At 62.8% G+C, this 25,454-nt stretch carries 24 protein-coding genes; 8 read left to right on the top strand and 16 right to left on the bottom strand.

The genetic code is table 11. The features are described 5' to 3' along the window. Positions 1-105: 105 nt before the first annotated feature. Together FHW96_RS12785 and FHW96_RS12780 are read left to right on the top strand one after the other, a co-directional pair. The gene (locus FHW96_RS12785; RefSeq protein WP_172340957.1) at positions 106-966 is read left to right on the top strand and encodes a DUF1080 domain-containing protein; all 861 of its coding nucleotides are present in this window, start codon (positions 106-108) and stop codon (positions 964-966) included. A 163-nt stretch (positions 967-1,129) separates the two neighbouring features. Next, complete coding sequence (locus FHW96_RS12780) at positions 1,130-2,167, top strand: IS110 family transposase (RefSeq protein WP_172340956.1); 1,038 nt, start codon at positions 1,130-1,132, stop codon at positions 2,165-2,167. A 518-nt stretch (positions 2,168-2,685) separates the two neighbouring features. On the opposite strand, the gene FHW96_RS12775 is transcribed toward FHW96_RS12780, so the two are convergent. The 15 genes from FHW96_RS12775 to FHW96_RS12705 form a co-directional block, all read right to left on the bottom strand. Beyond that, on the bottom strand, positions 2,686-4,251 hold the full coding sequence (locus FHW96_RS12775) for a class I adenylate-forming enzyme family protein (protein WP_172340955.1): 1,566 nt from the start codon (positions 4,249-4,251) through the stop codon (positions 2,686-2,688). A 7-nt stretch (positions 4,252-4,258) separates the two neighbouring features. Further along, positions 4,259-5,278 (bottom strand): alcohol dehydrogenase catalytic domain-containing protein, encoded by a 1,020-nt coding sequence (locus tag FHW96_RS12770; protein ID WP_172340954.1) that lies wholly within the window; start codon positions 5,276-5,278, stop codon positions 4,259-4,261. Positions 5,279-5,291: 13 nt separating this feature from the next. Beyond that, on the bottom strand, positions 5,292-5,828 hold the full coding sequence (locus tag FHW96_RS12765; protein WP_172340953.1) for a 2,4'-dihydroxyacetophenone dioxygenase family protein: 537 nt from the start codon (positions 5,826-5,828) through the stop codon (positions 5,292-5,294). A 38-nt stretch (positions 5,829-5,866) separates the two neighbouring features. Then, positions 5,867-6,625 carry an SDR family NAD(P)-dependent oxidoreductase gene (locus FHW96_RS12760; protein WP_172340952.1) on the bottom strand — a complete coding sequence of 253 codons (759 nt, stop codon included), beginning with the start codon at positions 6,623-6,625 and terminating at the stop codon, positions 5,867-5,869. Beyond that, positions 6,622-8,247 (bottom strand): FAD-binding oxidoreductase, encoded by a 1,626-nt coding sequence (locus FHW96_RS12755; protein ID WP_172340951.1) that lies wholly within the window; start codon positions 8,245-8,247, stop codon positions 6,622-6,624. Before FHW96_RS12755 ends, FHW96_RS12760 begins: the two co-directional genes overlap by 4 nt. Beyond that, entirely contained in the window at positions 8,244-8,564 is a 321-nt protein-coding gene (locus tag FHW96_RS12750; RefSeq protein ID WP_371815708.1) for a cytochrome c, read from the bottom strand. The genes FHW96_RS12755 and FHW96_RS12750 overlap by 4 nt, the downstream gene beginning before the upstream one ends. Continuing rightward, on the bottom strand, positions 8,561-9,400 hold the full coding sequence (locus FHW96_RS12745) for an SDR family oxidoreductase (RefSeq protein ID WP_172340950.1): 840 nt from the start codon (positions 9,398-9,400) through the stop codon (positions 8,561-8,563). Before FHW96_RS12745 ends, FHW96_RS12750 begins: the two co-directional genes overlap by 4 nt. A gap of 13 nt (positions 9,401-9,413) precedes the next feature. Further along, on the bottom strand, positions 9,414-9,947 hold the full coding sequence (locus tag FHW96_RS12740; protein ID WP_172340949.1) for a 2,4'-dihydroxyacetophenone dioxygenase family protein: 534 nt from the start codon (positions 9,945-9,947) through the stop codon (positions 9,414-9,416). A gap of 21 nt (positions 9,948-9,968) precedes the next feature. Further along, complete coding sequence (locus FHW96_RS12735) at positions 9,969-10,502, bottom strand: 2,4'-dihydroxyacetophenone dioxygenase family protein (protein WP_172340948.1); 534 nt, start codon at positions 10,500-10,502, stop codon at positions 9,969-9,971. Positions 10,503-10,566: 64 nt separating this feature from the next. Then, positions 10,567-13,107, bottom strand: a complete 2,541-nt coding sequence (locus tag FHW96_RS12730; protein ID WP_172340947.1) for a TonB-dependent receptor — start codon at positions 13,105-13,107, stop codon at positions 10,567-10,569. A 131-nt stretch (positions 13,108-13,238) separates the two neighbouring features. Next, positions 13,239-14,162, bottom strand: coding sequence for a helix-turn-helix domain-containing protein (locus tag FHW96_RS12725; RefSeq protein WP_172340946.1), 924 nt, complete (start codon positions 14,160-14,162; stop codon positions 13,239-13,241). A 19-nt stretch (positions 14,163-14,181) separates the two neighbouring features. Then, entirely contained in the window at positions 14,182-15,420 is a 1,239-nt protein-coding gene (locus FHW96_RS12720; RefSeq protein ID WP_371815707.1) for an MFS transporter, read from the bottom strand. Further along, positions 15,417-15,971 (bottom strand): VOC family protein, encoded by a 555-nt coding sequence (locus tag FHW96_RS12715; RefSeq protein WP_172340945.1) that lies wholly within the window; start codon positions 15,969-15,971, stop codon positions 15,417-15,419. Before FHW96_RS12715 ends, FHW96_RS12720 begins: the two co-directional genes overlap by 4 nt. Positions 15,972-16,037: 66 nt before the next feature. Continuing rightward, positions 16,038-17,009, bottom strand: coding sequence for an NAD(P)-dependent alcohol dehydrogenase (locus FHW96_RS12710; protein ID WP_253950921.1), 972 nt, complete (start codon positions 17,007-17,009; stop codon positions 16,038-16,040). 174 nt (positions 17,010-17,183) lie between these two features. Next, the gene (locus FHW96_RS12705) at positions 17,184-17,999 is read right to left on the bottom strand and encodes a helix-turn-helix domain-containing protein (protein ID WP_253950920.1); all 816 of its coding nucleotides are present in this window, start codon (positions 17,997-17,999) and stop codon (positions 17,184-17,186) included. Between the two features lie 145 nt (positions 18,000-18,144). Between FHW96_RS12705 and FHW96_RS12700 the strand changes: the two genes are divergently transcribed. The 6 genes from FHW96_RS12700 to FHW96_RS12675 all read left to right on the top strand — a co-directional run bounded on the left by FHW96_RS12700 (position 18,145) and on the right by FHW96_RS12675 (position 24,646). After that, on the top strand, positions 18,145-19,404 hold the full coding sequence (locus FHW96_RS12700; RefSeq protein ID WP_253950919.1) for a Tm-1-like ATP-binding domain-containing protein: 1,260 nt from the start codon (positions 18,145-18,147) through the stop codon (positions 19,402-19,404). After that, positions 19,401-19,868 (top strand): biotin/lipoyl-containing protein, encoded by a 468-nt coding sequence (locus FHW96_RS12695; RefSeq protein ID WP_172340943.1) that lies wholly within the window; start codon positions 19,401-19,403, stop codon positions 19,866-19,868. The genes FHW96_RS12700 and FHW96_RS12695 overlap by 4 nt, the downstream gene beginning before the upstream one ends. An 11-nt stretch (positions 19,869-19,879) precedes the next feature. Then, on the top strand, positions 19,880-21,208 hold the full coding sequence (locus FHW96_RS12690; RefSeq protein WP_172340942.1) for an acetyl/propionyl/methylcrotonyl-CoA carboxylase subunit alpha: 1,329 nt from the start codon (positions 19,880-19,882) through the stop codon (positions 21,206-21,208). A 3-nt stretch (positions 21,209-21,211) separates the two neighbouring features. Further along, positions 21,212-22,693, top strand: a complete 1,482-nt coding sequence (locus FHW96_RS12685) for a biotin carboxyl carrier protein (RefSeq protein ID WP_172340941.1) — start codon at positions 21,212-21,214, stop codon at positions 22,691-22,693. Beyond that, positions 22,680-23,528, top strand: coding sequence for an HAD-IIA family hydrolase (locus tag FHW96_RS12680; RefSeq protein ID WP_172340940.1), 849 nt, complete (start codon positions 22,680-22,682; stop codon positions 23,526-23,528). The genes FHW96_RS12685 and FHW96_RS12680 overlap by 14 nt, the downstream gene beginning before the upstream one ends. Positions 23,529-23,746: 218 nt before the next feature. Beyond that, the gene (locus FHW96_RS12675) at positions 23,747-24,646 is read left to right on the top strand and encodes a PHB depolymerase family esterase (protein WP_253950918.1); all 900 of its coding nucleotides are present in this window, start codon (positions 23,747-23,749) and stop codon (positions 24,644-24,646) included. Here FHW96_RS12675 and FHW96_RS12670 read toward each other — a convergent pair. Further along, a complete protein-coding gene (locus FHW96_RS12670) occupies positions 24,631-25,428 on the bottom strand; it encodes an SDR family oxidoreductase (RefSeq protein ID WP_172340938.1) in 798 nt (265 codons plus the stop codon). The genes FHW96_RS12675 and FHW96_RS12670 overlap by 16 nt on opposite strands. Positions 25,429-25,454: the final 26 nt, after the last annotated feature.

The raw sequence follows: 25,454 nt of genomic DNA, 5'->3' as shown, positions 1-25,454 counted from the left end.
CACCTGCCGCGATCTGTTTTGCAATCCCGTCGGAAAGGTTCTGCAGATGCCCAGTTGGCAGAATGCGCGACAGCTGCTAGATACTATAGAATTAAAATTCTAATAATGGAGGATGAGTTGATCGGCAGGCGCGTTGCCCTCAAGGGCCTTGGACTGGCAGGTGTCTCGAACTTGCTCCCTTTTCGTGTGCTCGCAGACCCAGCGCGCGTTTCGGGGGGAGAATGGCAGCGGCTGTTCAATGGCAAAAATCTTGAGGGGTGGACGTTTTTTCACGACAAAGTGGGCGATCAAGACCTCCACCGCGCTGTAACAATCGAAAACGGAACCCTCCATTTTCTCGGTCCGGCCTTCGACCGTTCGCAGGAATCGACGATGGGCCACATTGCGACAACGCGGGAGTGGAGCAACTATCACCTGCGTCTGGAGTTCAAATGGGGTTTGGATCGCTTTACGCCCCGCAGTCTTCAGCGCAGAAACAGCGGTCTCTTGTATCACATGGGCCCAGAACGGGACCGCTTGTTCCCGAACTGCGTCGAATTCCAGATTGAAGAGGGCGACGTTGGCGATGCCATCATGGTCAATACCAAGGGCCTTCAAGGGCTGTTGCTGGGCGGCACCCCACTGTGGCCAAACTGGATACCATCTCTCCCCAAGACTTACGAAGAGCCTGTTGTGGCGGGCAATATCGCTCGTCAGTGGTTCCGGCACTCCGGCAATTATGAGCGCCTGGATGGCTGGAACACGCTGGATCTCTACGCCTTTGGCGATCAGGCCGCACATCTCGTGAACGGACGGATCGTCTTGACCGTGTTTTCGATGATCAACGGTCACGATTCCAGCGGCATGCCGCGACCACTTACCGGCGGGCGCATTGCACTTGAATTCGAGGCCGCTGAAGTCATGTTTCGCAATATCGAGATCCGCCAGCTCGACGAGGCTGAAATTGCCAGAGTTAAGCAGGGCTAGCCGACCGGGCATTCGCCACCCCTCCTTTGAGCCAAGCCGGTGAGTCGCCATGCTTGACCGCCCGCCCCCTTCAAACCGGATGAGGTGGATGGCTCCCGCTCACGGCATCTAGGTGCCAAGATGGGTTGCTGTCAGGCAAACCCGAGCAAAGGAGCCATCCACCATGGAAGTTAGCACGATCGGCCTCGATTTGGCCAAGAATGTTTTTCAGGTTCACGGTGTCGACAAGGAGGGCACTGTCGTCGCGCGCAAGACGCTGCGCCGCGCGCAGATGCTGCCCTTTTTCGCAAAGCTATCACCATGCCTTGTCGGCATCGAGGCTTGCGGGACCTCGCACCACTGGGCTCGAGAACTGCAAAACCTTGGCCATGAAGTGCGATTGATGCCGCCTGCTTACGTCAACCCCTATGTAAAACGTGGCAAAAACGATGCCAATGATGCGGAGGCGATCTGCGAGGCGGTGACACGCCCGACGATGCGGTTCGTGGCCATCAAATCACGCGAGCAGCAAGCAGCACTATCGCTGCACCGGGTACGTAATCTGCTGATTGGGCAGCGTACGCAGTTGGTCAACATGATGCGCAGCCAGCTTGCCGAGTTTGGGATCGCCATTCCTGTCGGTCTGGACCGGGCATTGCAGATGGCGCGTCAAATCGTCGATGGTGAAGCTAGCGTTGATCTGCCACCACAAGCGGCACACGTGATCGCTATGCTGTGCGGGCTTGCACTGGATCTTCATGCCCAGCTGCGCCAGCTCGACCTGCGCCTCGATGCTCTGCAGCGAAGCGATGAGGTGGCCCGTCGCCTTGCCACGATCCCGGGCATTGGCCCGATCGGTGCAACAGCGCTTGCCGCATCGGTCGCTGATCCTCACCAATTCAGTTCGGGCAGGCAATTTGCCGCATGGCTTGGCCTGACCCCGCGCCAGAAATCGAGTGGCGGCAAGGAGCGCCTCGGGCGCATCACCAAGATGGGCGACAAATATTTGCGGCAGTTGCTTGTCATCGGGGCGACCTCGATGATCCGTCGCGCCAAGACCAAGCCTGAAGCAGTTGACCCGCGCATCGTCGCCCTGCTGGCAAGGAAGTCCACCAGAGTGGCCAGTGTGGCGATGGCCAACAAAATGGCGCGGATTGCATGGGCCGTGATGACGCGCGGCGAGATCTATCAGGCGGCGCATGCGCCGGTATTGGCGGCATGAGAATGGAATATGGCTGAGCAGCCCAGCCAAACGAAGTTGTGAGCGCAAAGAGAAATGATGGCGAAACCGGTCAGACCGGGAACAGGGACAATCCAGTGAACGTCGTAGGTGATCGAGCCTGCAAACCCGATAGGAACCCTGTTCGCGGACCCCATCAGGGCCAGCAGTCCGAAACGACTGCGCAAACAGGCCGGACAGACGACTGCACCCGACCGACCGTCAGATTTTCAAAAAAGTGCTTGCAACGCGGGAGCCATCCACAGACGACGTTCAGGGCCTTCGAGCGCAATATCTTTTCATTCTTAAAGGCCTCAGGACAGGCGGGCAAGTTGCAAAGGGCCAATCAGACCGTGGCGGAAATGGGCACCATTGCCCAGAACAATGCGGTAATGTCGGAAGAGACGTCTGCTGCCGCACGCGGTTCCAGAGCGGCCGCCCCGCCCATGCCGGGGCGCAGCGCCAAAGGCGGTGGGCGGCCTGATCGTCAGGCCCTAAGCCTGCGGGGATAAAAGCGCTGTTTAATTGACGCTGCGGCTTTGCCCCTGCCAAAACTCGGCACGCATGGCCTTCTTGTCGAATTTGCCCACCGGGGTTCGCGGCAGGTCGTCGCGAAAGAACACATGTTTGGGCGCTTTGACGCTGCCGAGCCGCGCCTTGCAATGGGCCATGATCGCGGCGGCATCGGGCGCCTTCACCGGATCGGCCACCACCAGCACGCTAACCGCCTCTCCCCATTTTTCATCGGGGATGCCGATGGCGGCGCATTCATGGATGCCCGCCATTTCGGAAACCACGGCTTCCACCTCGCTGCAAAAGACGTTGAAGCCGCCCGTGACAATCATGTCCTTCTTGCGGTCGACAATGTAGAAAAAGCCATGCTCGTCGCGGCGGCCCACATCGCCCGTGTGGTGCCAACCATGGCCGCGCACGTCGGCGGTGGCTTCCTCCATCTCGAAATAACCGTCGCACACGATGCCCCCGCGCCCGACGATCTCGCCCACCTCGCCGATGGGCAGCAGCGCGCCATCATCATTCATCAATTCCACGCGCACAGAGACGGTGGCCCGCCCGCAACTGGCCAACCGTTCGGGGTGATCCCCTGCGGCGGCGGCGGCCAAGATTTCGGGCGGCAGCCATGTGGCAATAAGGTGAAACTCGCTCTGGCCATAGGATTGGCACAGGCAAGGGCCAAAGACATCGACCGCCTGCCGCAGCTTTTCCGGGCTGCAAGCCGATCCGGCCAGCAGGAAATAGCGCATACTGGAATAATCATAGTGGCGCACATCGGGATGGGCCAGCATCGAATAAAGCGCGGTGGGCGGCAGGAACATATGGGTGACGCGATAGGTCTGGATCGCCTCCATCACCGCATGAGCGTCAAACGCGGGCAGCATCACAATCGTCGCCCCCATGGCGATCCCGGCCAGCGCGAAAGGACCCGCCGCATGCGACAAAGGCGCCGTGGCGAGGAACACCGGTATCTCTTTCACCGCCATCAGCATAGCGATGCTCTCCAGCATCGTGCCCCAACTGCGGTTCAGCGCGCGCACCCCTTTGGCCGGGCCGGTGGTTCCGCCCGTGGCGATGATCGCGCAGAGTTCGCGGTCCCCCCCGTCCGGGCTGCCCAGATCGGGAAAGGATGACGCATCGGCGGGCAGCATGAAACCATCGAGGCTGGGATTGCCCGCATCGGCCGCATCAAGGCAGATCAGATGCCGGATCGAGGGCACTTGCCGCGCGGCCTCATGCGCCTCGGCCGAAAGGCTGGAATGATAGAACAGCCAACCCGCACGCACATAGCGCAGATAGGCAATCGTGTCGGGCATGGCGTTGCGGGTGTTGACCGGGATCCACACCGCCCCTGCCCGCCACAGCGAGAGCATCGCCGTCAGCACGCCCGGATGGTTGGGCGACATGATCGCCACGGCCTCCTGCGGTTGCAGGCCAGCGGCCACCATGGCGCCCGCCAGACGGTGCGTCATCCGCTGCATCGCGGCATAGGTGATCGTGCCCTGCTGGGTCTTCAGTACCGGGCGATCAGGATAAAGCCCGGCGGATTTGTCGAAATAGTCGATGTTGCGCATGGGTTTGCTATCCAAACGGGCTGATCAGCACCTTGCAGTCATGGGTGCGCCGCCGCAGCGCCTCAAAACGCTCGGGCGTGTCGGACAGGGCAATCGTGTCGGACACGAGATGGCGCGGCTCGGGCGCCCCGCTGCACAGGGCGTCGAGGGCGGCCTCATATTCCTGCGTGCGGAAAAAGGCCGAGGTGACCAGCCGGACCTCTTTGGAGAGCATGGCAAAGGAATTGAACGTGTCGGGCTGGGTGCAAAGGCCCAGCAGCAGGATCGTGCCGCGCGGGCGGATCTGCTGCACCGCCTGCGCGATCAGGCCCGGACGGCCCACGCATTCAATCACCACATCGGCCTTGCCGCCCAGCGCCCGCTCTGCCGCCCCGACCGGATCGTCAGGTTCTGCAACAAAGCCGGTTGCCCCCATCGCCAGCGCGCGCTCGGCCTGAAACAGGGCCACATCCTGCACCACCACCGCACGCGCGCCGCGCCGCCGCGCCCAAAAGGCGGCGGCAAGCCCGATCGGCCCGCCGCCCAGCACCAGCACATTATCGCCGACCTTCATCCCCGACAGATTGATGCCATGCAGCGCCACGGCCAAAGGCTCGATGATCGCCCCATCGGCAAGGCTGGCGCTTTTGGGCAGGCGCACGCATTGATTGGGCCGCGTGACGGCATATTCGGCATAGCCGCCGCCTTGCAGCCCGAAATGCTCGCACCATGCCACCTCGCCCGCCACACAGGCGGGGCAATGGCCACAGCTTTTGAGCGGGCTGACCGCGACCAGATCGCCCGTGGCAAAGCCTTCGACGCCCCCTTCAACGCCTTTACCCAACGCCACGACTTCGCCTGCGAATTCATGGCCCAAAACGCTGCCCGCGCCCATGCCGTAGGCCGGGTCTTCCGTCATATGCAGATCCGACCCGCAAATGCCGCAGCGCCCAACCTTGACCACGATCTCGCCGGCCTCCGGCGTGGGATCGGGCAAGGTTTCGAGCGCCAGCGGCCTGTGCAGCCCCTGCATCACCACCGCGCGCATCAGACCGCGCCCTTTAGACGTAGAGCTTGGGATTGATGGCGAGGCCATTGTCCCGGCAATAGGTCTCATAGTGGTTGATGAACCACCACACATCGGCGGTATCGACCAGATTGGCCTGATCGTCGAAGAAGTCGATCGGGCCCTGCATCCATCCGAACAGCTTACACCCTTCGGGATGCTCGGTCACCAGCGTATGACTTTCGCCCGGCACTTCGAGGATGAGGCCGCCCGGCGTGGCCGTCCAGTCATATTCCAGATAGCGCACGCTGCCTTCGAGACAGACCATGGTGATCGTGCCGCGATGCAGATGGGTGCCGATCACGCCCGGCCCCTTGACCCACAGGATGTTCGAAAACAGGTTTTGCCGCACATCAAAGGCCAGATGCTTGATCGCGGCGTTTTCGCCAAAGGGCACCCATGGGCTGTCCACATCGGTCTGCGCATCGATATAGCGCCCGCCGGGGCTGAGGCGATCAACCAAAGCCTTATGGGGGAATTTCACATCGACAATGGCGGCCTTATTCGAAGGCGGCGCGGTCATAACGGCCATGGCAATTCTCTCCTTTATAGTTTTGTCTGTAATACATACTAATGTGCCGTCTGGCCACCGTCGATAACGAATGTGGCGCCATTGATGAAACTGGCGCCATCGCTGCACAAATGCAGGACGGTGGGGGCGATTTCCTCGGGTTGAGCCGCGCGGCCGGAGATGTTTTGCGCGAAGAACATATCCGTAAAGGCGTTGCTTTCGGCCCAATGGCGGGTCATCGGCGTGATGACAAAGCCGGGGGCGATGCAATTGGTGCGGATGCCCGCCCGCGCATATTCCACCGCCGCAGCCTTGGTCAGGCCCGCCACGGCGTGCTTCATCGCGCAATAAGCGCTCATATTGGGATCGGCAATCACCGCCCCCACGCTGGCGGTGTTGACGATCGCTCCGCCGCCCACGGTCAGAAAGTGCCGGATTTCGGCCTGCATGGCGTAAAACACGCCCTTGAAATCGACATCGATGGCAAGGTCCAGTTCCTCGGGCGTCACTTCGTGGATGGGGCGCTGGGGCGGCAGAATACCGGCATTGTTGAACGCGCAATCCATCCGCCCAAAACTGGACAGGCAAGCCTTGACCAATGCGTCCAGCGCCGCCGGATCGCGCACATCGGTGGGGCAAAATTCGGCCCTGCCGCCCGCCGCCGCGATCATCGCGCGCGTTTCCTGCGCGCGCGGGTCAATGTCGCCGATCATCACACCGGCCCCCTCGGCGGCAAAGGCAAGAGCGGTGGCCCGCCCTATGCCCGTGGCCGCCCCCGTAATCAGCACGGTCTTGCCGTCAAACCGCCCCGCCATCATGCGATCCCCGATTTGCCGGGGGCAAGGATGTGGTTGGGGTCAAGCGCCTGCTTGATGGCAGCATTCACCGCGCGATTGGTCTCGCCATATTGCGCCGCCACCAGATCCATGGCGTGAACCCCGGTGCGATAGGAACACCAGCCGCGATCACCAAAGCCGGTGACCAGCTCGCGATAGCAATCATCGGCGCGCTTTTCCTCAGCCGGGTCGCTCTTGTCATACAGCAGCGCGATGATGTGGTGCAATTCGCGCATGCCCACAGCAAAGGCGGCGGTATAGTCAAAGCCGTGGCGCGCAAGGATCTGTTTGGCCAGATCGATCTGCCCCTGCGTTTCGCTGCCCTTGGCCGGGGCCACGGGCGCAAACCACGCAAGGCCCCCGCCCGCGCCCTTCCATCGCGCAAGGCCCACTTCCTCAAGGCTGAGCCCGCCGCGCATCAACGTGGCATGGTGGTGGAACCACGGGTTATCCTTCATCTGCTCCTGCGTCATCACATCGCCGTCGATGGCTGCAAAGGCGCCGCGTATGATGCGCTCGCTTTCGGCCACCTGGGCGGGCGTGCCGTAGAGCGCGATATAGGTGTTCCACATGCCCAGATCATGCTGGGCAGCGAATGTGGCGATCTCCTCGTCGCTCACCTGTGCAGCCTTGGTGGTCACCTCACCGCGCCGGTGGAACATGGCCAGTTGATAGGCCGCCCCCATCATCAGCACCACATTGGGCACAATCCCGGCAATGCGCAAAGGCCGCATGGCGTCGGAGATGCGCGCCACATCCTCCATCTTTTTATGGCGCACCACCAGCGGTTTATAGACCGGTGGCGCGGGCATCAGCCACAGGCCCATTTTCGTTACCACGCCAAAATTCGACTGGGTGAAAATGCCGTCCAGATAGGGACCATAGCCCCATTTGAACGCCTGCCATGCGCTGGGGTTCTTGGTGCTGCCCATGCCGGTTTTCAAAATATCGCCATTGGCCATGACGACTTCCATGCCGCATTGCACCATGAAATGCTCGCCATAGGGCGTATAGCCCACGCCGCGATCCAGCGTGTTGCCGACCGGGCCGACAATCGGGCCGACGGTGGGCACATCGATCCACAGCGGGATATTATGCTCGTCCAGATAGTCGCGCATTTGCTGATAGGTCACGCCCGGTTCGACCAGCGCGGTGCAAAGCTCGGTATCGACCGAAAGGATGCGGTTCATGCGTTTCAGGTCGAGGATGATCTGGCCCGGTGCGGCGGTCGTGGTGCTGCCATAGCCCATATTCTTGCCGGTGCTGACCGGCCAGACGGGCTGGCGATATTGATTGGCGATTTTTAGGATCGCCTGCACCTGTTCGACATTTTCCGGCGCCACCGCGCCCACCGGCGCATGGCGGCCCGTCGGATCGGGCGTATAGCTTTTCGACCATGGCCTCAGGCTCTCGGCGTCGCCCGCCACCCATGCATCGCCCACCACGGCGCGCATGGCTTTCAGCGCGGCGGCAAGGTCCGCCTTGCTTACGCCCGGCGCGATAACCGCGCCCTGCCCCATCGCCTGTCCGGCGATGCCGACGGCCGCCGCCGCCGCAACGCCCGCGCCCAGCAATCCGCGTCTGTCGATGGTCGGGCCGCTCATTGGCCATGCTCCTTGATGTCTTTGGGGGCCTTGGAAATCCAAGTGGCCAGTGCGTCGAGTTCGGCAGGGGAGATTTCGGTCGGACGCATGGCGGGCATGCCGTTGCGGCCCGCGCGCACCATCGCCTGAATATATTCGACGGGCAGCTTGCGGCCCAGAATGATCGGCCCCACGTTATGGCCGTGGCAATAGGCGCAAATGCTGGCATAGGTCTTGGCCGGGCTGCGCTGCGCCAGCGTTTGGCCCAAGGCCTGGCCCGTTTGCGCCGAGGCGGGCGCGGCCACCAGCATCAGCGGCAGCAATGCCCAGCGCCTCACTTGAACCTCCCCAGCATCATGCCGCCATCAATCACCACATGGGCGCCGGTCATATAATCGGACGCGTCACTGGCCAGCATCAGCGCCAGCGGCTTCATCTGTTCGGTTTCCGCCACGCTGCCCAAAGGCACGATAGCGTCCCATGCCGCGCGCACCGTGGGATCCTTCTTGAGCCAGCCGCCGCCGATATTCGTGACAAAAGGCCCCGGCGCGATGGCGTTGATGCGGATGCCAAATTCGGCAAGCTCCAGCCCCAGCGCGCGCACCATATGCAAAATGCCCGCCTTGGCAGGCATATAGGGCAGGCCGACAATCGGTTCGGTCACAAGGCCCGCGTTGGACGCGGTGGCGATGATCGCGCCGCCCGTGCGGCCATTGGCCCGGCACGGTTGCTTCATGATCCGCACGGCATTGCTGATCGTATAGAACATGCCGGACAGATTGACCGCGATCGACTTGTCCCAGCGTTTGGGATCATAGGTATCGACCTGCCCATCGGGGTTACGATGTCCTTCCGGGTTCCAGAAGCCCGCCCCGGTGTCGATCCCCGCATTGGCAAAGCAGATGTCCAGCCCGCCGAATGCCTTGGCGTGATCGTCGAACACGCGGGCCACGGCATCGCTGTCGGACACATCGAGCGCGACGGCGCGCACATCATAGCTCGCATCGCGCAGGCGCTGCGCCTCGCGCTCGGCCCCTTCCGCGTCAATGTCGCTCAGCGTCACCGCCGCCCCGCCCTCGGCCATCGCCTCGACATAGGCAAGGCCGAGGCCCGATGCGCCCCCCGTGACCAGAGCGCTGCGGCCCGCGACGGAAAATCTGTCCAGAATTGCCACTGTGCCTGATCCTTTAAAGATAGAGCGCGGGATTGATGGCGATGTTGTTTTCGCGGCAATAGGTCTCGTAGTGGTTCATGAACCACCACACATCGAGCGTTTCGACATGCTTGCCATCGGCGTCATAAAACTCGTTGGCGCCCTGCATCCAGAACAGAGCCTTCATGCCGTCGGGATCATCGGTGACCAGCGTGTGCGCGGTGCCGGGGGTTTCGGTGATGAAATCGCCGGGGCGGCACACCCAGTCATATTCGAGATAGCGGAACGAGCCCTCCAGCCCGATGGCCCAGACCGGCCCGCGATGTTTGTGGGTGCCGATCACGCCGGGGCCTTTGATCCACAAAATGTTGCAATAGATGTTCTGCCGGACGTCAAACGCCAGATGGCGGATGGCCGCGCCCTCGCCAAACGGCACCCATGGGCTTTCGCTCTCTTCGCGGCCGACATAGCTGCCTTCCACGCCCTTGTTCTTGATCAGATCGGCGTAGAGTTCCTCGACCTGCACGATCTTATAAGCCGAGGATGGCGGTGCTTTCATTGTGCCCATGGGCTGTTCCTCTCTGGGATATTATCGGATGAGCGTGTCGACATAGTCGGCGCCGATGCCGTTACCGGCATAATGGGCGCGGGCCGCCGCGATGTAGTCAAAGACATCATAGTGGCCGGTCGTGTTGCCCTGTTCATCCAGCCACATCAGTGGGCCGGAGACGACGAAGAATACTTTCATCGGATCGGCATGTTCATAGCAGACCAGCGTGTGGCTCTCGCCGGGGGTTTCATAGACGAAGTCGCCCGCCGTGGCCGTCCACTCATGCTCCAGATAGGCCCACTTGCCGCTGATCGTGTAGGCCCAGATCGGGTGCGGGTGGTAATGGCGGTTCACCAGGCCCGCCTTTTTGCTCATCAGCACATCAGCCCACATGTTCTTGGCCGGGCTGATCCACACCGGTTTGGACGAGACGGTCTCGCTGATCGGCACCCAGTACCGTTCGTCGCCCTCGGCAATTTTGGGCAGATAGACTTCGGGCAGGCCGCCCTCGCGAAAGACCTTTTCGACCGGCTTGATGTCTTTCCAGAATTCGCTGTGCGCTGTTTCGGGCATGCTCGCCTCCTTGAAAGGGGGCGCCGGACGGACAGAGCCAATCCGGCGCAAGGCAGGGTGTTGTTTAGAACTTAATCCCAAGCCGCGCGTACCATTCGGCCGGGCGGCTATAGGTGCCGTAGATCTGGCCACCGGCATATTGGGCCTGACCCGTGGTCAGATAGCGCTCGTTGGTCAGATTGGTGCCGCCCACGGTCAGATCCCAGAACCCGCTGAGCGGCTTATAGGTGACGCTGGCATTGATGACGGTCGTGGCGGGGCGGTCGAGCAGGAAGGTGCCTTCGGTGTCATTCTTCATCTTGTCGGTGAAGGTGACATCGCCCAGCAGCACCAGCTTGCCATGCTTGCCCAGATCAGCCTCGTAACGCGGGCTGATGTTGATCTTATACTTGGGAGTTTTGGGCAAGGTGGCCCCGGCAAATACGCCCGCCTGCGACACCGAGGCAGCCACCTGCGCCGGACCGTCGACCGAAGTATAGACGGCATCGGTATAGCCCAGCGATCCGGTCAGCGTCAGTCCCTGAGCAGGCGCGGCGGTGACTTCCAGTTCAAAGCCGCGAATGCGCGCAACGCCCGCGTTCTGGATGGTGGGCGAAACGCCTTGCTGAAAGTTGAGCTGGATGCCCGAATAATCGGTCTGGAACACGGCGCCGTTGATTTGCAGGTGGCGATCAAAGAACTGGGTCTTGGCGCCCACTTCATAGGTCGTGGCCTTTTCGGCGCCAAAGCCGGGCGCATAGGGCAGCGGGTTGGACAGGCGGGTGGTCCAGCCGCCGGTCTTGTAGCCCTTGGACCAGCTGGCATAGAGCATGATTGCATCGCTGGGGTGATATTGCAGGCCCACCTTGGGCGAGAAATTGTTAAAGCTCTTGTGCTGCTCGCCCGCGATATAATAGCGCAGGGGCTGGCCCGCGTTGGGAAAGTTGTTGTCGATGCGGCACTGGTTCGAGATCGGCGTCAGCGAGGCGCAATTGGGATCGCCGAAGAACTGGGCCAGCTTATAATTCAGCCCGTTATTGTCCGACTGGAACCCTTCGAACGTCTTGCTTTCATGGGTATAGCGCCCGCCAAGGGTGATGCCCAACTGCTCGGTGATCTTATAGTCGGCCTGACCATAAAAGGCATAGTTCTTGGTGGACAGATTGTTCGGCCCGTCCACCTGCAGCAGACCTTCGGCAAAGGTCACATAATCATGCAGATTGCCGCTTTCGGTGAAATAATAAGCGCCCAGCACATAGTTGAGCTTCTTATCCATCGCCTTGCCGGTCAGTTGCAGCTCCTCGCTGAACTGCTTCTGGTTCATTTCAAAGCTGGTATGGAGGAAATCGAGCGGCGAACCGTCCAGATCCATGCCCGCCTTCCAGTGCAATTCGCGATAGGCCGTTATCGACTTGATCGTCATATTTTCGGCCAGATCGTAATCGATGGTGGCCGACCCGCCATAGGACTTCATTTTCGAGAAATTGTTGCCATTGGCATAGCTGGTGTCGATACTGTTGGTCACAAAACGGTTGTCATAGGGCAGCCGGTTGTTGTTCGGATTGGCATCGGCATTGACGCCGTAAATCGAGGGCAGATCGACCACCGAATTGAGGCCGCCGCGATTGCCGACAAAGGCGCCTGCCGGAGGCCCGCCGATAAAGCTGTCGCAAGGGCCGGTCACGCCGCCCACGGTCTGGGTGGGATTGCCCGCGATGGCGCAATTATAGGTGCCCGCAAACACGGACGGAAAAGTGGCGATGAGCTTGTTGGCGATCTGCGATGTGTCGATATTGCTGTAATCGCCGCTGAGCGTCACGCGCAGGGCGCCGCCATCATTGTAACGCAATTTGCCGCGCAGGTTGTAATTGTTGTCGCCCCCTTCGGTGCCGTAACCGCTGTTGTAATATCCGGCCGCCTTGAACGAGGTGATCGGGTCCTCGGCATAGCTCGAAGCCCCGGGGAACGGGATGCGATGCAGATAGCCATCGCGCTGGGTGGTCGAAAAGCTGAGCGAGGAGGACAGGCTTTCGGTGATCGGCAGATCGACCGTGCCCTTGGCCGAAAACATTCGGAAGCTGCCGGTGGTCACGCTGCCGGTGAAGCGGAATTCCTTGCCCGGATCATGGGTGACGATGCTGATCGCGCCGCCGATCGTGTTGCGGCCAAACAGCGTGCCTTGCGGACCTTTCAAGACCTCGACCCGGTCCACATCGGGCAAATCCTGATTGGCGCCGACCGAACGGGCCAGATAGACCCCGTCCAGATAGATGCCGACGCCCGGATCTATGTTGAAGGCGAAGTCATTGGCGCCAATGCCGCGAATATAGGCCGACAGCACGGCCGAGCTGCCCGAAAAGGGCGTGCCGGCGTCCAGCGTCACGTTGGGCGCGATGGCCGAAAGCGAGGCCACGCTGGTGACCGCGCGCTCCTGCAACGCATTGGCGGTAAAGGCGCTGATGGCAATCGGCACGTTCTGGACGTTTTCCGACCGCTTTTGCGCGGTAACGACAATGGCCTCAATGCCGCTATTGTCCTTGGCCTTGGCTGCTTCATCAGCGGCAAATGCAGGGGCGGCTGTGATCAGCCCGCCCAGCGCCACACCCACGAGCAAAATGCTACGCATAGTTACGGTTCCTCTCCTGACTGCCGGTCTTTTACCGGTTCGTCCGATTGCGAGTTTAGCGATGGAAAAACCCTTGGCTTGCACTGGGGCGCAAGGGGTTGGGACAGAGGCGCAAAACCAGCGCCGCAAAATTATTGCATGCCACGCCATTGCGAGGGCGTGGCACCATAGGCGGCGCGAAAACAGCGGGCGAAATAACCGCTGTCGGAAAAGCCGAGATCAAATGCGATGGCGGTCACACTCGTCGTCGGATTGACGATCAACAATTCGCAGGCGCGCGCCAGACGCCGCGAAAGAATATAGGCCGAAGGGGTCGTGCCCATCGCGGCAAAGGCGTTCTGCACCGTGCGCACGCTGACCCCCAGTTCCGCCGCGATTTCGATCGAACCGAATTGCGCACAGCCCAGATTGGCGTCCACCAGCGTCTTGATCTTCTCACGCAGAGGCTGGCAATGTTGGACGGGATGTTGCCCATCGCGCACCGCAAGGCTGAGCAGATCGAGGAAGACGTTGGACACGCCCTGCTGCCATGCGGCATCGCTGTGGCCCTGATCGCCCTGTTGCCAGAGCGACAGGATGAAATTGTGCAGCAGACGGCTGCCTGGAGTGGCGCCGGAAATGCGGCGCGACAGCGCGGCATCGAGATCAGGCAGGCGCGCCTCCAACCCGGCGCGCGGCATTTCCACCACCAGAAACTCATGCTGGCGCAGATCGATGCGATAAGGCTCATTGGCGCTGGACAGCACGAAATCGCCCACGCCCAGTTCCGACACCCTTCCGCATTGCTCATGGCGCGAACGGCCCGAATGCTGGACATGCAGCACCACCGCCTCGGGCGCCGATCCGGTCGGGCGGCGCTGCACCAGGCTGCCGCAGGAACGCGGGCGGATCATCACCAGATCGCCCAGACTCCACCGCCGCATCTCCGCCTCAAAGGCATCCTTGCGCTGATCGACCAAGGTGCCGGGATAGGTCTCGTTGGTCAGCCGGTTCCAGAAATCGAGACGCTCATTGGCGGCGATCCGGGCGGTGGAGAAATGTTCGATCGTGCTCATGATGCCTACCTTTGCAAGATCAACGTCCGCGTCGGGCCAATACGGCAGGCGCGGATTCCAAAAGCCCCAGGGCCAAAACCGTGGCCGCCAGAGCAAGACCGAGCATGATCCACAGCGGAGCGCCCAGCCCCCAGACATCGGCCGCAGCCCCCGCCACAAAAGGGCTGAGCACACCGCCAAGCACCTCGCCCGCGCCCATCACCATGCCGGTCAATGTGGCGGCCAGACGCGGATCAACCGATTCCGAAGGGATCGTGGCCATGAACATGGGGAACAGGCCATTGAGCCCCCAGCCGAAGAAGAAGATCGCCGCCAGCCCCCAGCTTCCGCCCGTGTAATAGAGCGCGCCCAGCGGCAGCAGCATCCCCAGCGCCGAAAAACCGATCATCACCGGCTTGCGCCCGATGGCATCGGAAATGGCGGGCACCAGAAAGCTGCCCAGCCCCGCCGAAATGCCCAGCACCGCCATCATCCAGCTCATCGCTTCGGGCGCGAGGCCCCGCACCTTGGTCAGATAGAGCGGCATGAAAGCCCAGCACACGACCAGATAGCTGACCAGCAGCACGGCAATCACGGCGCAAAGCAGGACATTGCGATTGCCAAAGGCCTCGCGCATCGTCACCTTGGGCCGCCCGGCATGTTCATGGGCCTCCCTTGGCGGTTCGCGCAGGGTGAAAGCGATCAGGGCGGCCGTTACAATGCCGGGCAACGCGGCCAGATAAAAGCCCTCGCGCCAGCCCCATGTGTTGGCGATCCACACCAGCACCAGCGGCGCCACAAACGAGCCCAGCAGGTTCGACCCCAGATTTTGCCCGATGCCCATCGCCATGCCGCGCCGCGCGGGCGCCACTTCCTCGACGATCATCGCATGGCTGACCGGCATGATCCCGCCTTCGGCCACGCCCATCAACAAACGCGCGGCAAACAGCACCATAAAGCTGCCCGCCGCGCCCGATACAAATGAGCACAGGCAAAAGGCGAGGCTGGCCCAGACCACCACGATCTTCTGCTTGCCCATCTTGTCGGACAGGCCGCCCACCACAAATCCGGCAATCGCCCATGTCAGCGACAGCGCGCTGGACAGCAGGCCGACGGCCTTGTTGCTGAAGCCCAGATCATGCTGGATGAAAGGCATCAGGAAATTGGGGGCGTTCCGGTCGAAAAAAACGATGCCGAAATTGAGGCTGAGCAGCCCCACCACCCAGATCTGATAACCCACGCCGCGCCGCATGGCGGCTTTGGAATCGGGCGCGCTCACGCAAAAGGCCTGACGCGATCAAAGCCATCCCAATCCTGCGCCGCCGCGTAAAAGCGGGTAAACGCCTCGTCCATGCCTGATGTGGCCGGGATCAATTCCAGCATCCCCGGATCATTGCGCCCATTGTCCAGATAGGCCACCGCGCCGCCGGTCGGCACTTGAGCCCGGTACGCCACCGTATAGCCGCGCGCCTCATAGGTGGGGATTTCGCCATCCACATCGCTCACCGCCACACCGATATGGTGGAAACCATAGCCGCGCTTGTCGATCAGATCCTTGTAAACGGAAGGATTGTCATCCAGCAGCTGGATCAATTCGATGCACATCGACCCGGCAAAAGCCATGGCGATGGCGACATCGGCGGTGGCCGGTGCGCCGCGATAGACATGATCGGGCGCCAGGAAATGGTCGAGCAGGAACCACGGTCCCACCCTCGCTTCATCCACCCACCAGTCCATCGCCTGATGAATATCCTTGACCACATAAGCCGTCTGAATCGTCTGGCCCACGCGGGCGCCAAAGCCCATCGCTTGCCCTTTCGGCAATTGCATCGCTCTCTCCTCTACCGGCGCGAAGTCCATGCCTCGCACTCTGGTTCTTGCGCTTCGCGGCCTAGGTCACAGGCGGATCACCACTTTGCCGAACAGCTCGGGCGAAGCCTGATAGGCATAGGCCTCCTTGGCTTCCTCCAGCGGAAATACCTTGTCGATCACCGGCTTGATGCCATGGGCGTCGATAAAACCGTTCAGCCTTTCGGCCATGCCGCGCGATCCGACAAAGATGCCGCGCAGATTGGCCCCCTTGAACATCAGCCCATGGGGCGAGGTGTTGCCCTCACGCGTCAACACCCCGATCAGCGCGATTTCGCCCGCAAAGCCCACCGCCGCGATGGATTGCGCCAGCGTACCGGCCCCGCCCACCTCGACGACATGCTCCACCCCGGCCTTGCCCGACAGGGCAGCCGCCTTGGCGCCCCAGTCGGGTGTGGTGCGATATTGGATCGTTGCATCCGCGCCCAGCGCCGCCACGCGGGCCAGCTTATCATCCGAACCGCTGGTGGCGATCACCTGCGCGCCCGCCGCCTTGGCGATCTGGAGCGCCAAGAGCGACACGCCCCCGGTGCCCAGCACCAGAACATGTTCGCCCGCCGAAACCGGATGCGCGCCCTCCATCAAGGCGTTCCATGCCGTCACCCCGGCGCAGGGCAGGCAGGCCGCCTCCTCAAAACTCAGGCTTTGCGCGATTTTGACCACCCCGCCGGCGGGCAGAGCGACATATTGCGCCAACATACCCTTGGCTCCCGCCGCGCCCAGCGCAGGCCCCATCGCAGGGTTTGGCGGCCCATCCATCCAGTTCTGGAAAAAGATCCCCGCCACGCGGTCGCCCACGGCAAGGTCGGTCACCCCCTCGCCCACGGCCACCACTTCGCCTGCGCCATCGGAAAGCGGCACGATGTCCTGCGTCACTGGCCCGCCCATATACAGGCCCAATGGGATCATCTGATCGCGATAATTGAGCGAACAGGCGCGCACCCGGATCAGCACTTCTCCGGCGCCGGCCACAGGCGTGTCCTGCTCAACAAGTTGCATGGCGTCGAGGCTCGTCGCCCCTTTGCGCAAGATCCAGGCTTTCATCCCATCCCCCGATAGGCCGCTTTGCCATCCCTTTGGCGCCCGCTTGTTCTTACGGGCCGGCTCTTGACTGCTATAGGTCATCCAATCGGCGTCGCTCCGCAAGGGCTCAAAATTTCACTGGGTGAAACTTCATCCAACAACCAACGCACCGATGCGCGCTGCTATGCCCTGCAGGCTGGATAAATGGCGCAGCGCCACTTCCTCCACCACGGCGCGGCGGGCTGGCCATGTGATGTTGATGGCCGCAATCGGGCCATTCTCGCCATTCACCGCCACCGCGATCGAATTCTTGCCGTCGCGCAGCACCGTTTGCCGGTCACGGTCCGACCATGGATGATGCGGCAGGCGTGTGGACCATCCGCGCTGCCGGGTTTGCGCAATGATCGCCTCGATCTGCTCGCGCTGTTCGGCTGTGCCGTCGGGCGGGGTCAGGCGAGCGATGATCGCATCGCGCTCTGCATCGGCGCAGGCGGAGAGATAGGCCCGCCCCGTGGCCGTATGCAGATAGGACAGCTTTGCCCCCACCGGCCCCAGCGCGGCAAAGTCAAAGCGGGCGACCTGACCATTGGTTTCGATGATTTCCATATGGTCAAACCGGGGGATGGCTATCACGCTGGGCCAGACCACCTGCGCCGACAATTCGACCAGCAGCGGCGAGGCGATTTCGGCCATGCGGCACACCCGATCAGGCGCCGCCGCGCCCGCCGCGCCCGGCAACCACAGGCCATCGGCCAGACGCCGCCACACCAGCCGCCGGCTGGCCAGCGTCTGCAACAGGCGCAGGAGCGTCGCCTTGGACAGGCCCAGATGCTGGTGCAGCGCGTTAAGACTCAGTCCCTCGCCCCCCGCCGCCCGGATCGCCAGCAGCACATCGAGCCCGCGTTCCAGCGCGCGGATCGATTTGACGCCCGATTGCCGCGCCATATTGTCGCCATCCAAAGCCATGCCACCCTCGTTTCACGGTGTGAAATTTACCGCGCGAATTGCATTAGGCAATCCGGGACGGCCATGAAAATATCGGCGTCAGAAAAAGCCTGCGGCCAACAGGGACCAAATCCAATTGGATCGGCCCCGAAGGGACCAGCAAGGCATGAGAGAGGATGCAGACACGATGGGCGATTTATCGCGCAAGAATGTGATGCTTATCATCACCCAGGATACCAAACAGGAAGAAGCCCGTTTTGTGCGTGAGCATCTTGAAGGCGCCGGGGTCAATGTCGTGCATCTCGACCCCAGCGTACGGCGCGATTTTGGGGGCGCAGAGATCGGGCCGGACACGGTGGCCACGGCTGCCGGTTCTACCATTGCCGACATTCTGGCGCTGGGCCATGAAGGCCAAATTCACGAAAAGATGATCGCAGGCTCGATCCGCGCCGCGCATGAATATGCCGCGCATACGCCGATCCATGGCATCCTGTCGGTGGGCGGATCGATGGGAACGGCGCTGGCGGGGGCCTTGATGCAAAGCTTTCCCTATGGCCTGCCCAAGCTGATCGTTTCGACCATGGCGTCGGGTTTTACCAAGCCCTATATGGGCGTGCGCGACATCGCCATGATGAACGCCGTCACCGATATTGCCGGGATCAACACGATCAGCCGCGACGTCTATCGCAACGCCGCTCTGGCCATGGCGGGCATGGCCAAAGGCTATGACGGCATGCCGGTTTCCGGGCGACCGCTGGTGCTGATGACCACGCTTGGCACCACAGAGCCGACCACCCGCGCGATCCGACAAGCGCTGGAGAGCGATGGCTGCGAGGTGATGGTGTTCCACTCCTCGGGCGTGGGCGGGCCGACGCTGGACGCGATTGCGGCCGAGCGCGATGTGGCGCTGGTGCTGGATCTGTCGGTGACGGAGATCATCGACCATATGTTTGGCGGTCTTGCCGATGGCGGCCCCGCGCGGGGCACGGTGGGCATGGCGCGCGGAATTCCCACGATCTGGGCTCCGGGCAATGCCGATTTCATCATCGGCGGCCCGATTGATGCGGCGCAGGCCCAATTCCCCGGCAAGCGTTATCATAAGCACAATCCGCATCTGACCGCCGTGCGCACCGATCTGGCCGACCTGGAACGCATTGGCGACAGGCTGGCCGCGATGATGGGGCAGGCCAAGGGGCCGGTGGCCTTCTTCACCCCGCTGGGCGGTTTTTCCAGCCATGACAGCGCGCTGGGCCACCTGTATGATCCCAGCCTGCCGCCGCCCTTTGCCGAACATATGCGCCGGGCCATGCCCCAAAACGCACAGTTCCACGCCATCGACGCCCATTTCAACGATCCCGCCTTTGCGCAGGCGATCATTGCCCATGCCCGAAGCCTGCTGGGCCAACCCGCCATGGTGGCGGCATGAGCGCGCCCTTTCTCAGCCCGGAGGATGTCGGCGATATTGTCGCCATCCTTGACGGCAGCGATTATCGCGAACTCGACATTGCCACCACGCGCTTTCGCCTGAAGGTGCGGCGCGATGAGGATGGAGGCGGCTGGTCGCAGGAATGGCAATGGGCTGCGCAGCACGCGCCCGTCCAGACCGCCGGTGTCGCCGCGCCCGACACGCCCGAGGGCCTTGTCGCCATCCGCGCGCCCCTGCCCGGCACGTTTTATCGCGCGCCCGCGCCCGGCGCTGCGCCTTTTGTCGAACTGGGCAGTCAGGCGCAGCCCGACACAGTGGTGGGCATTGTCGAAACGATGAAACTGATGAACCCGGTCCATGCCGGGGTAAGCGGCGAGATCGTCGCGTTTGTGGCGGGCAATGCCGAAGCGATCGGCCATGGCGCCGCGCTGATCCACATCCGGCCGGCCCCTGTTTCCGCCTGAAGGGAAAAATCATGATCCGAAGGCTGTTTATCGCCAATCGCGGCGAGATCGCCCTGCGCGTTGCGCGCACGGCGCAAAGACTGGGCATGACCGCTATCCTTGGCGCTTCGCAAGGCGATATGGCCAGCCTGCCCGCCATGCTGGCCGACGAGGTGGCGCTGGTTGGCCCGGCCCCTTCGGCGCAAAGCTATCTGGATGTGGACGCGGTGATTGCGGCGGCTATCGCGGCGCGGGCTGATGCGATCCACCCAGGCTATGGCTTCCTGTCGGAAAACGCCCGGTTTGCGAAAGCCGCAGCGGACGCAGGCATCAGCTTTGTCGGGCCGGACATTTCCAGCCTTCAGGCGATGGGCGACAAGCTGATGGCGCGCGCGGTGGGACAGGCGGCGGGATTGCCGGTGGTGCCGGGCGGAGAGGCTGCAACGCCCGAAGAAGCCTTGGCCCGCGCCCGTGAAACCGGCTTTCCGGTTTTGCTGAAGGCCGTCGCTGGCGGCGGGGGCAAGGGCATGAAGCGGGTGGAGCGCGAAGAAGAGTTGATCCCGATGATCGCCATGGCCATGGCCGAGGCGCAGGCTTCGTTCGGCGACCCGCGCGTCTATGTCGAACGCTTTATCGCCAGCGGCCGCCATGTCGAGGTGCAGGTGCTGGGCGATGGCGAGACCGCGATCCATCTGGGCACGCGCGATTGTTCGATCCAGCGGCGGTTTCAAAAGCTGGTGGAAGAAGCGCCCGCGCCGATGCTGTCTGATGCCACGCGCGGCGGGCTGGAACGGGCCGCCGTCGCGCTGGCGCGCAGCCTGCACTACAAGGGCGCGGGCACGGTGGAGTTTCTGGTCGATAGCCGGACGGGCGATTTCTACTTCCTTGAAATGAACGCGCGCATTCAGGTCGAACATCCCGTGACCGAGGCGATCACCGGCGTCGATCTGGTCGAACAGCAATTGCTGGTGGCGGGCGGCGCACGGCTCAGCCTGGATCAGGACGCCATCCGCCCGCGCGGCCATGCCATAGAGGTGCGCATCAACGCCGAAGACCCCGAGGCCGATTTCCGCCCCTCCCCCGGCGAGGTTACACGCGCGGCATGGCCCGCAGGCCCCGGCATCCGCGTGGACAGCCATATTGCCAGCGGCGGCATGATCCCGCCCTATTACGACTCGCTGATGGGCAAGCTGATCGTCTGGGGCGAGGATCGCCCCGCCGCCGTGACGCGGCTCGCCCGCGCGCTCGATACGCTGACCATCGAGGGCGTGGCCACCACCGCCCCGATCCACCGTCGCATTGCCGCCGATCCGCGTTTTGTGGCGGGCGGGGTGGATACGCGCTTTCTGGAAGGGCTTTAAACCATGGCCGACATTTCGCTTGTCGATGTCTCGATCCGCGACGGCAATCAATCGCTGTGGGGCGCAACCGGGCTGAACACGGCTCAGATCCTGCCCATTGCGGGCGCGATGGACCGTGTGGGTTTCAGCGCGATCGACTTCACCTCCTCGACCACCATGGCCGTGGCGGTGCGCTATTTCCGCAATGACCCGTGGGAGCGCATCCGCCGAATGCACGCGGCCATGCCCAACACGCCGCTGCAATTCATCACCACCGGCCTGCGCTTTATCGCATGGCAACAGGCCGATCCCGATTTCATGGCTCTCGCCTATCGCCTGTTGCAAAGGGCGGGGATCGGCAAATTCATCATCCTTGATCCGATGCATGATGCCGATGCGGTGATCGAGGCGGCGCGGCTGGTCAAACGCGAAGGCGGGGCGCGAGTGATGGGGGCTTTGACCTTCACACTCTCGGCCATCCACACCGACCAGTTCTATGCCGATTTCGCAAGGAAGCTTGCGGCCAGCCCCGATATTGACTGCTTCTATCTGAAAGACCCCGGCGGATTGATGAGCCCCGAAAGGGTGCGCAGCCTTGCGCCGCTGGTCAAGACCGCCATTGGCGATAAACCTTTGGAAATCCATGCCCATTGCACCATCGGCTATGGCGGCTTGACCAGCCTTGCCGCCGCCGATCTCGGTATTATCGATGCCGTGCATGTGGGCATCGGTCCGCTGGGCGATGGCTCGTCCTTGCCCGAAGCGGGGCGGATGCTGGCCAATCTGCGCGCGGCGGGCCACAGCGTGCGCGCCGACGAAGCGATGCTGGCCAAGGTTTCGGACTATTGGTGGCGGCTCGCCCGCGCACAGGGGCTGCCGGTGGGCACGCCGCAAAGCTTCGATGCCAGCTTCCTGCGCCACCAGATCGCGGGCGGGGTGATGACCACCACCCGCCGCCAATTGGCCGAGCTGGGGCTGGAGCATCGCTTTGACGAGGTGGTGCTGGAAACCGAGCGGGTGCGCGCCGAACTGGGCTATCCGATCATGGTCACGCCCTTTCCGCAAATGGTGATGAGTCAGGCGCTGTATAATGTCATCGGCGCGCGGCGATATGCGCAAGTGTCGGATGAAATCCTGCGCTATGTCATGGGCAAATTCGGCCGCCCGACCAGCCCGCTTGATCCGGCGGTGGAGGCCGCGATCCTCGACCGCCCCCGCGCCGCCGAAATCGCCGCCGAGCCGCCCTTTCCCACGCTGGCCGAATTGCGCCGCAAATGGGGCCATGCCATGTCGGACGAAGAGTTTTTGCTGCGCGCGGTGATGCCGTCGGATCAGATCGACGCGATGATCGCGGCCGGACCATCGCCCGCCCATTACAACCCCGAGGCCGCCGCGATTATGCGCCTGCTCAAGGAACTGGCCGCCCGCCCCGCCGCGCGCGACATTGTGATCGAGAGCGGCTCCACCCGCCTTGCCCTGCACGGAGGCGCCCATGTTGCCGGATGATGTTGTCGAGAAAATCCACCATGCGCGCGGTTTCATTTTCGACATGGATGGCACCATCGCCTTGGGCAATGCCGCCAGCGGCCAGCACGAAGCCCTGCCCGGCGCGGTCGAACTGCTGGCTGCCCTGCGGCGGCGCGGTACGCCTTTTCGCGTGTTCACCAACGGCACCGCCAAGCCCCCCGCCGCCTATGCGCGGGGCCTGCGCGCGGCCGGGTTCGATCTGGCTGATGAGGAGATGATGACCCCATCGACCAGCGCGGCGATCTGGCTGGAGCAGCAGGGCCTGCGCCGCGTGCGGATGCTGGGCGATCCGGGGACGGAGGTGCCGCTGATCGAGCGCGGGATCGAGGTGATCGGGCCATCGGACAAGGCGCAGGTGGACGCGGTCTATACCTGTTGGTTTCGCGGCTTCACCTTCCCCGATCTGGAGGCCGCCTGCCAAAGCGTCTGGGACGGCGCGCGCCTGACCACGGCCAGCCATGTGCCCTTTTTCGCCACCGCCACGGGCCGCGGTATCGGGTCCAGCTTTGCCATCAACCAGATGATCGCCTCGCTGACAGGCAAACGGGCGCGGGTGCTGGGCAAGCCTTCGCGGGTGGCGCTGGATGTGGCCATGGGTGCGATGGGCCTGCCGCGCAGCGCGGCGGCGCAGATGGTGGTGGTGGGCGATGATCCGACGCTGGAAATGGCAATGGCGCGCAAAGCGGGCGCCATAGGCATCGGCATGACCACCGGATTGATGCAGCCGGACACGATCCACACCCTGCCCGCCGGGCAGCGGCCCCATGCCGTGATCGACCAATTGCGCCTGATAACGCAGGCCCTGTCGGGCTAGGGCGGATCGCTGCGCCGGAACGATGTGATCCGTTGTTCGTTTCGGAAAACATCGGATTTTGCGGGAAGGCCATGACGAATTTTCTCAAGACCTTTGCGAAAGCCTCCCGTCTGGCGCGTAAAGCTCGTCCTTTCGCCTTTGCCGAAACCATCCGCCGGGCGCTTGTCCCAGCCCGCCCGGCCAAACCCAAACGTCCCCGCCAATCGTCGGGCTCATCCATGCCGCGTCCATCTGCGGGCAGTTTCATAAACGGCGAATTTCAGTCGCGCCACGGAACCCTCGCCTATAAGCTCTACACGCCGGTGGGGTCGACACGTCGTCGCATGCCGCTGGTGGTCATGCTGCACGGATGCGCCCAGACCGCCGCCGATTTCGCGACCGGCACCGATATGAACCGGCTGGCCGACGAACTGGGTTTTCTCGTACTCTATCCGCAACAAAGCCATAGCGCCAATCTGGCCCGCTGCTGGAACTGGCACGCACCCGAGCATCAGTTGCGGGGGCGCGGCGAACCGGCGTTGATCGCGGGCCTGACCCGCCATGCCATTGCTCTGGCCCGCGCCAATCCTTCGCGTGTCTATGTCGCCGGGCTTTCGGCCGGGGCAGCGGCGGCGGCAATCATGGGATCTGCCTATCCCGATGTTTTCGTGGCGGTGGGCGTTCATTCCGGCGTCGCGTTGGGTCAGGCCGACTCGCTGACTTCGGCCATGGCCGCCATGCGCGGCAAAGGCACGGCCAAACCGGTGGGAAAGACTCGCCGCCCTCTGCCCATGATCGTTTTTCAAGGTGATCGCGACCGGGTTGTTCATCCCTCGAATGCCGCCGAATTTCTCACCAGTCTGGAAAATTCACGGCCCGGCCAGCTCGTATCGCAAAGTTTTTCCGGCCGATCGGCCAAGGGGCGCGATTTCACCCGCAAGGTTTACAAATCCTCCGGCGGAAACGTCCTGCTGGAAGTCTGGACTATTCACGGCAGCGGGCATGGATGGTCGGGCGGCCATGCGGCGGGGTCTTATACGGACCCCGCCGGGCCGGAGGCTTCACGCGAAATGCTCCGCTTCTTTCTTTCGCGAAAACGAAGCACCCGGCTATTGCGCGCTGCTCACCCCGCCGCATAACGGGGCGCGACATCCCGGCGCGAGAGATGGGGCACCAGCGCCAGTCGCATTCTGTTCAGCGCCTCCCATCCCGCTTCATCGGCCAGCGGAGGAATCGTCACCGTTTCGCCACGGTCCAGTCCGATCAGCGCGGCATCGACCAGATCACCGGCATCCATCACCATTTCGGGTGGGAAACCGTCCACGTCCGTGCCCGAACGGGCCCAGATCTCGGTGCGCGTGGCGCCGGGCATAACCACCTGCACATGCACCCCGCGAGGGCCCAATTCCGCAGAGAGGTTTTGCGACAGGTTCAGGATAAAGGCCTTGGTGCCGCTATAGACCCCTTCGAACATTTCAGGCGCCAGCGCCAAAACCGAGGCAATATTGACGATGGCTCCGCTGCCCTGTTCCGCAAAGCGCAAAGCCGCAGCGCGGGCCAGCAAAGCAGGCGCGGTGATGTTGAGCGCAATCAGCCTTTCGACATCGCCCTGCGCGCTCGTGCTCAATGTGCCGGACAAAGCCATGCCTGCATTGTTGATCAGCAGGCCAAGGCCGGGCGCCTGCGCAATGCGCTGGGCCACCTTGGCCACTTGCATCGCATCGGTCAGATCGGCAGGCAGCACCTCAACGCTGCGGCCTGTCTGGTCGCGCAGCCTTTCGGCCAGCGCATTCATCCGTGCCGCATCGCGCGCCACAAGGATCAGATCATGGCCGCGCCGGGCCAGCTTCTCGGCATAGACCGCGCCGATGCCGCTGGAAGCGCCCGTGATCAGCGCAGTGGAATTGGGAATGACGGACATCGGAATATCTCCTTGATCGGGGGTAA

Source organism: Novosphingobium sp. SG751A, assembly GCF_013149295.1.
Taxonomy (GTDB): Bacteria; Pseudomonadota; Alphaproteobacteria; order Sphingomonadales; family Sphingomonadaceae; genus Novosphingobium.
This window is presented reverse-complemented; position numbering and strand designations above follow the sequence as displayed.

Excerpts from the sequence above, each read along its gene's own strand:
- FHW96_RS12785 (WP_172340957.1), top strand. The coding sequence starts at position 106 with ATGGAGGATGAGTTGATCGGCAGGCGCGTTGCCCTCAAGGGCCTTGGA.
- FHW96_RS12780 (WP_172340956.1), top strand. The coding sequence starts at position 1,130 with ATGGAAGTTAGCACGATCGGCCTCGATTTGGCCAAGAATGTTTTTCAG.
- FHW96_RS12775 (WP_172340955.1), bottom strand. The coding sequence starts at position 4,251 with ATGCGCAACATCGACTATTTCGACAAATCCGCCGGGCTTTATCCTGAT.
- FHW96_RS12770 (WP_172340954.1), bottom strand. The coding sequence starts at position 5,278 with ATGCGCGCGGTGGTGATGCAGGGGCTGCACAGGCCGCTGGCGCTCGAA.
- FHW96_RS12765 (WP_172340953.1), bottom strand. The coding sequence starts at position 5,828 with ATGGCCGTTATGACCGCGCCGCCTTCGAATAAGGCCGCCATTGTCGAT.
- FHW96_RS12760 (WP_172340952.1), bottom strand. The coding sequence starts at position 6,625 with ATGATGGCGGGGCGGTTTGACGGCAAGACCGTGCTGATTACGGGGGCG.
- FHW96_RS12755 (WP_172340951.1), bottom strand. The coding sequence starts at position 8,247 with ATGAGCGGCCCGACCATCGACAGACGCGGATTGCTGGGCGCGGGCGTT.
- FHW96_RS12740 (WP_172340949.1), bottom strand. The coding sequence starts at position 9,947 with ATGGGCACAATGAAAGCACCGCCATCCTCGGCTTATAAGATCGTGCAG.
- FHW96_RS12735 (WP_172340948.1), bottom strand. The coding sequence starts at position 10,502 with ATGCCCGAAACAGCGCACAGCGAATTCTGGAAAGACATCAAGCCGGTC.
- FHW96_RS12730 (WP_172340947.1), bottom strand. The coding sequence starts at position 13,107 with ATGCGTAGCATTTTGCTCGTGGGTGTGGCGCTGGGCGGGCTGATCACA.
- FHW96_RS12725 (WP_172340946.1), bottom strand. The coding sequence starts at position 14,162 with ATGAGCACGATCGAACATTTCTCCACCGCCCGGATCGCCGCCAATGAG.
- FHW96_RS12715 (WP_172340945.1), bottom strand. The coding sequence starts at position 15,971 with ATGCAATTGCCGAAAGGGCAAGCGATGGGCTTTGGCGCCCGCGTGGGC.
- FHW96_RS12710 (WP_253950921.1), bottom strand. The coding sequence starts at position 17,009 with ATGCAACTTGTTGAGCAGGACACGCCTGTGGCCGGCGCCGGAGAAGTG.
- FHW96_RS12705 (WP_253950920.1), bottom strand. The coding sequence starts at position 17,999 with ATGGCTTTGGATGGCGACAATATGGCGCGGCAATCGGGCGTCAAATCG.
- FHW96_RS12700 (WP_253950919.1), top strand. The coding sequence starts at position 18,145 with ATGAGAGAGGATGCAGACACGATGGGCGATTTATCGCGCAAGAATGTG.
- FHW96_RS12695 (WP_172340943.1), top strand. The coding sequence starts at position 19,401 with ATGAGCGCGCCCTTTCTCAGCCCGGAGGATGTCGGCGATATTGTCGCC.
- FHW96_RS12690 (WP_172340942.1), top strand. The coding sequence starts at position 19,880 with ATGATCCGAAGGCTGTTTATCGCCAATCGCGGCGAGATCGCCCTGCGC.
- FHW96_RS12685 (WP_172340941.1), top strand. The coding sequence starts at position 21,212 with ATGGCCGACATTTCGCTTGTCGATGTCTCGATCCGCGACGGCAATCAA.
- FHW96_RS12680 (WP_172340940.1), top strand. The coding sequence starts at position 22,680 with ATGTTGCCGGATGATGTTGTCGAGAAAATCCACCATGCGCGCGGTTTC.
- FHW96_RS12675 (WP_253950918.1), top strand. The coding sequence starts at position 23,747 with ATGCCGCGTCCATCTGCGGGCAGTTTCATAAACGGCGAATTTCAGTCG.
- FHW96_RS12670 (WP_172340938.1), bottom strand. The coding sequence starts at position 25,428 with ATGTCCGTCATTCCCAATTCCACTGCGCTGATCACGGGCGCTTCCAGC.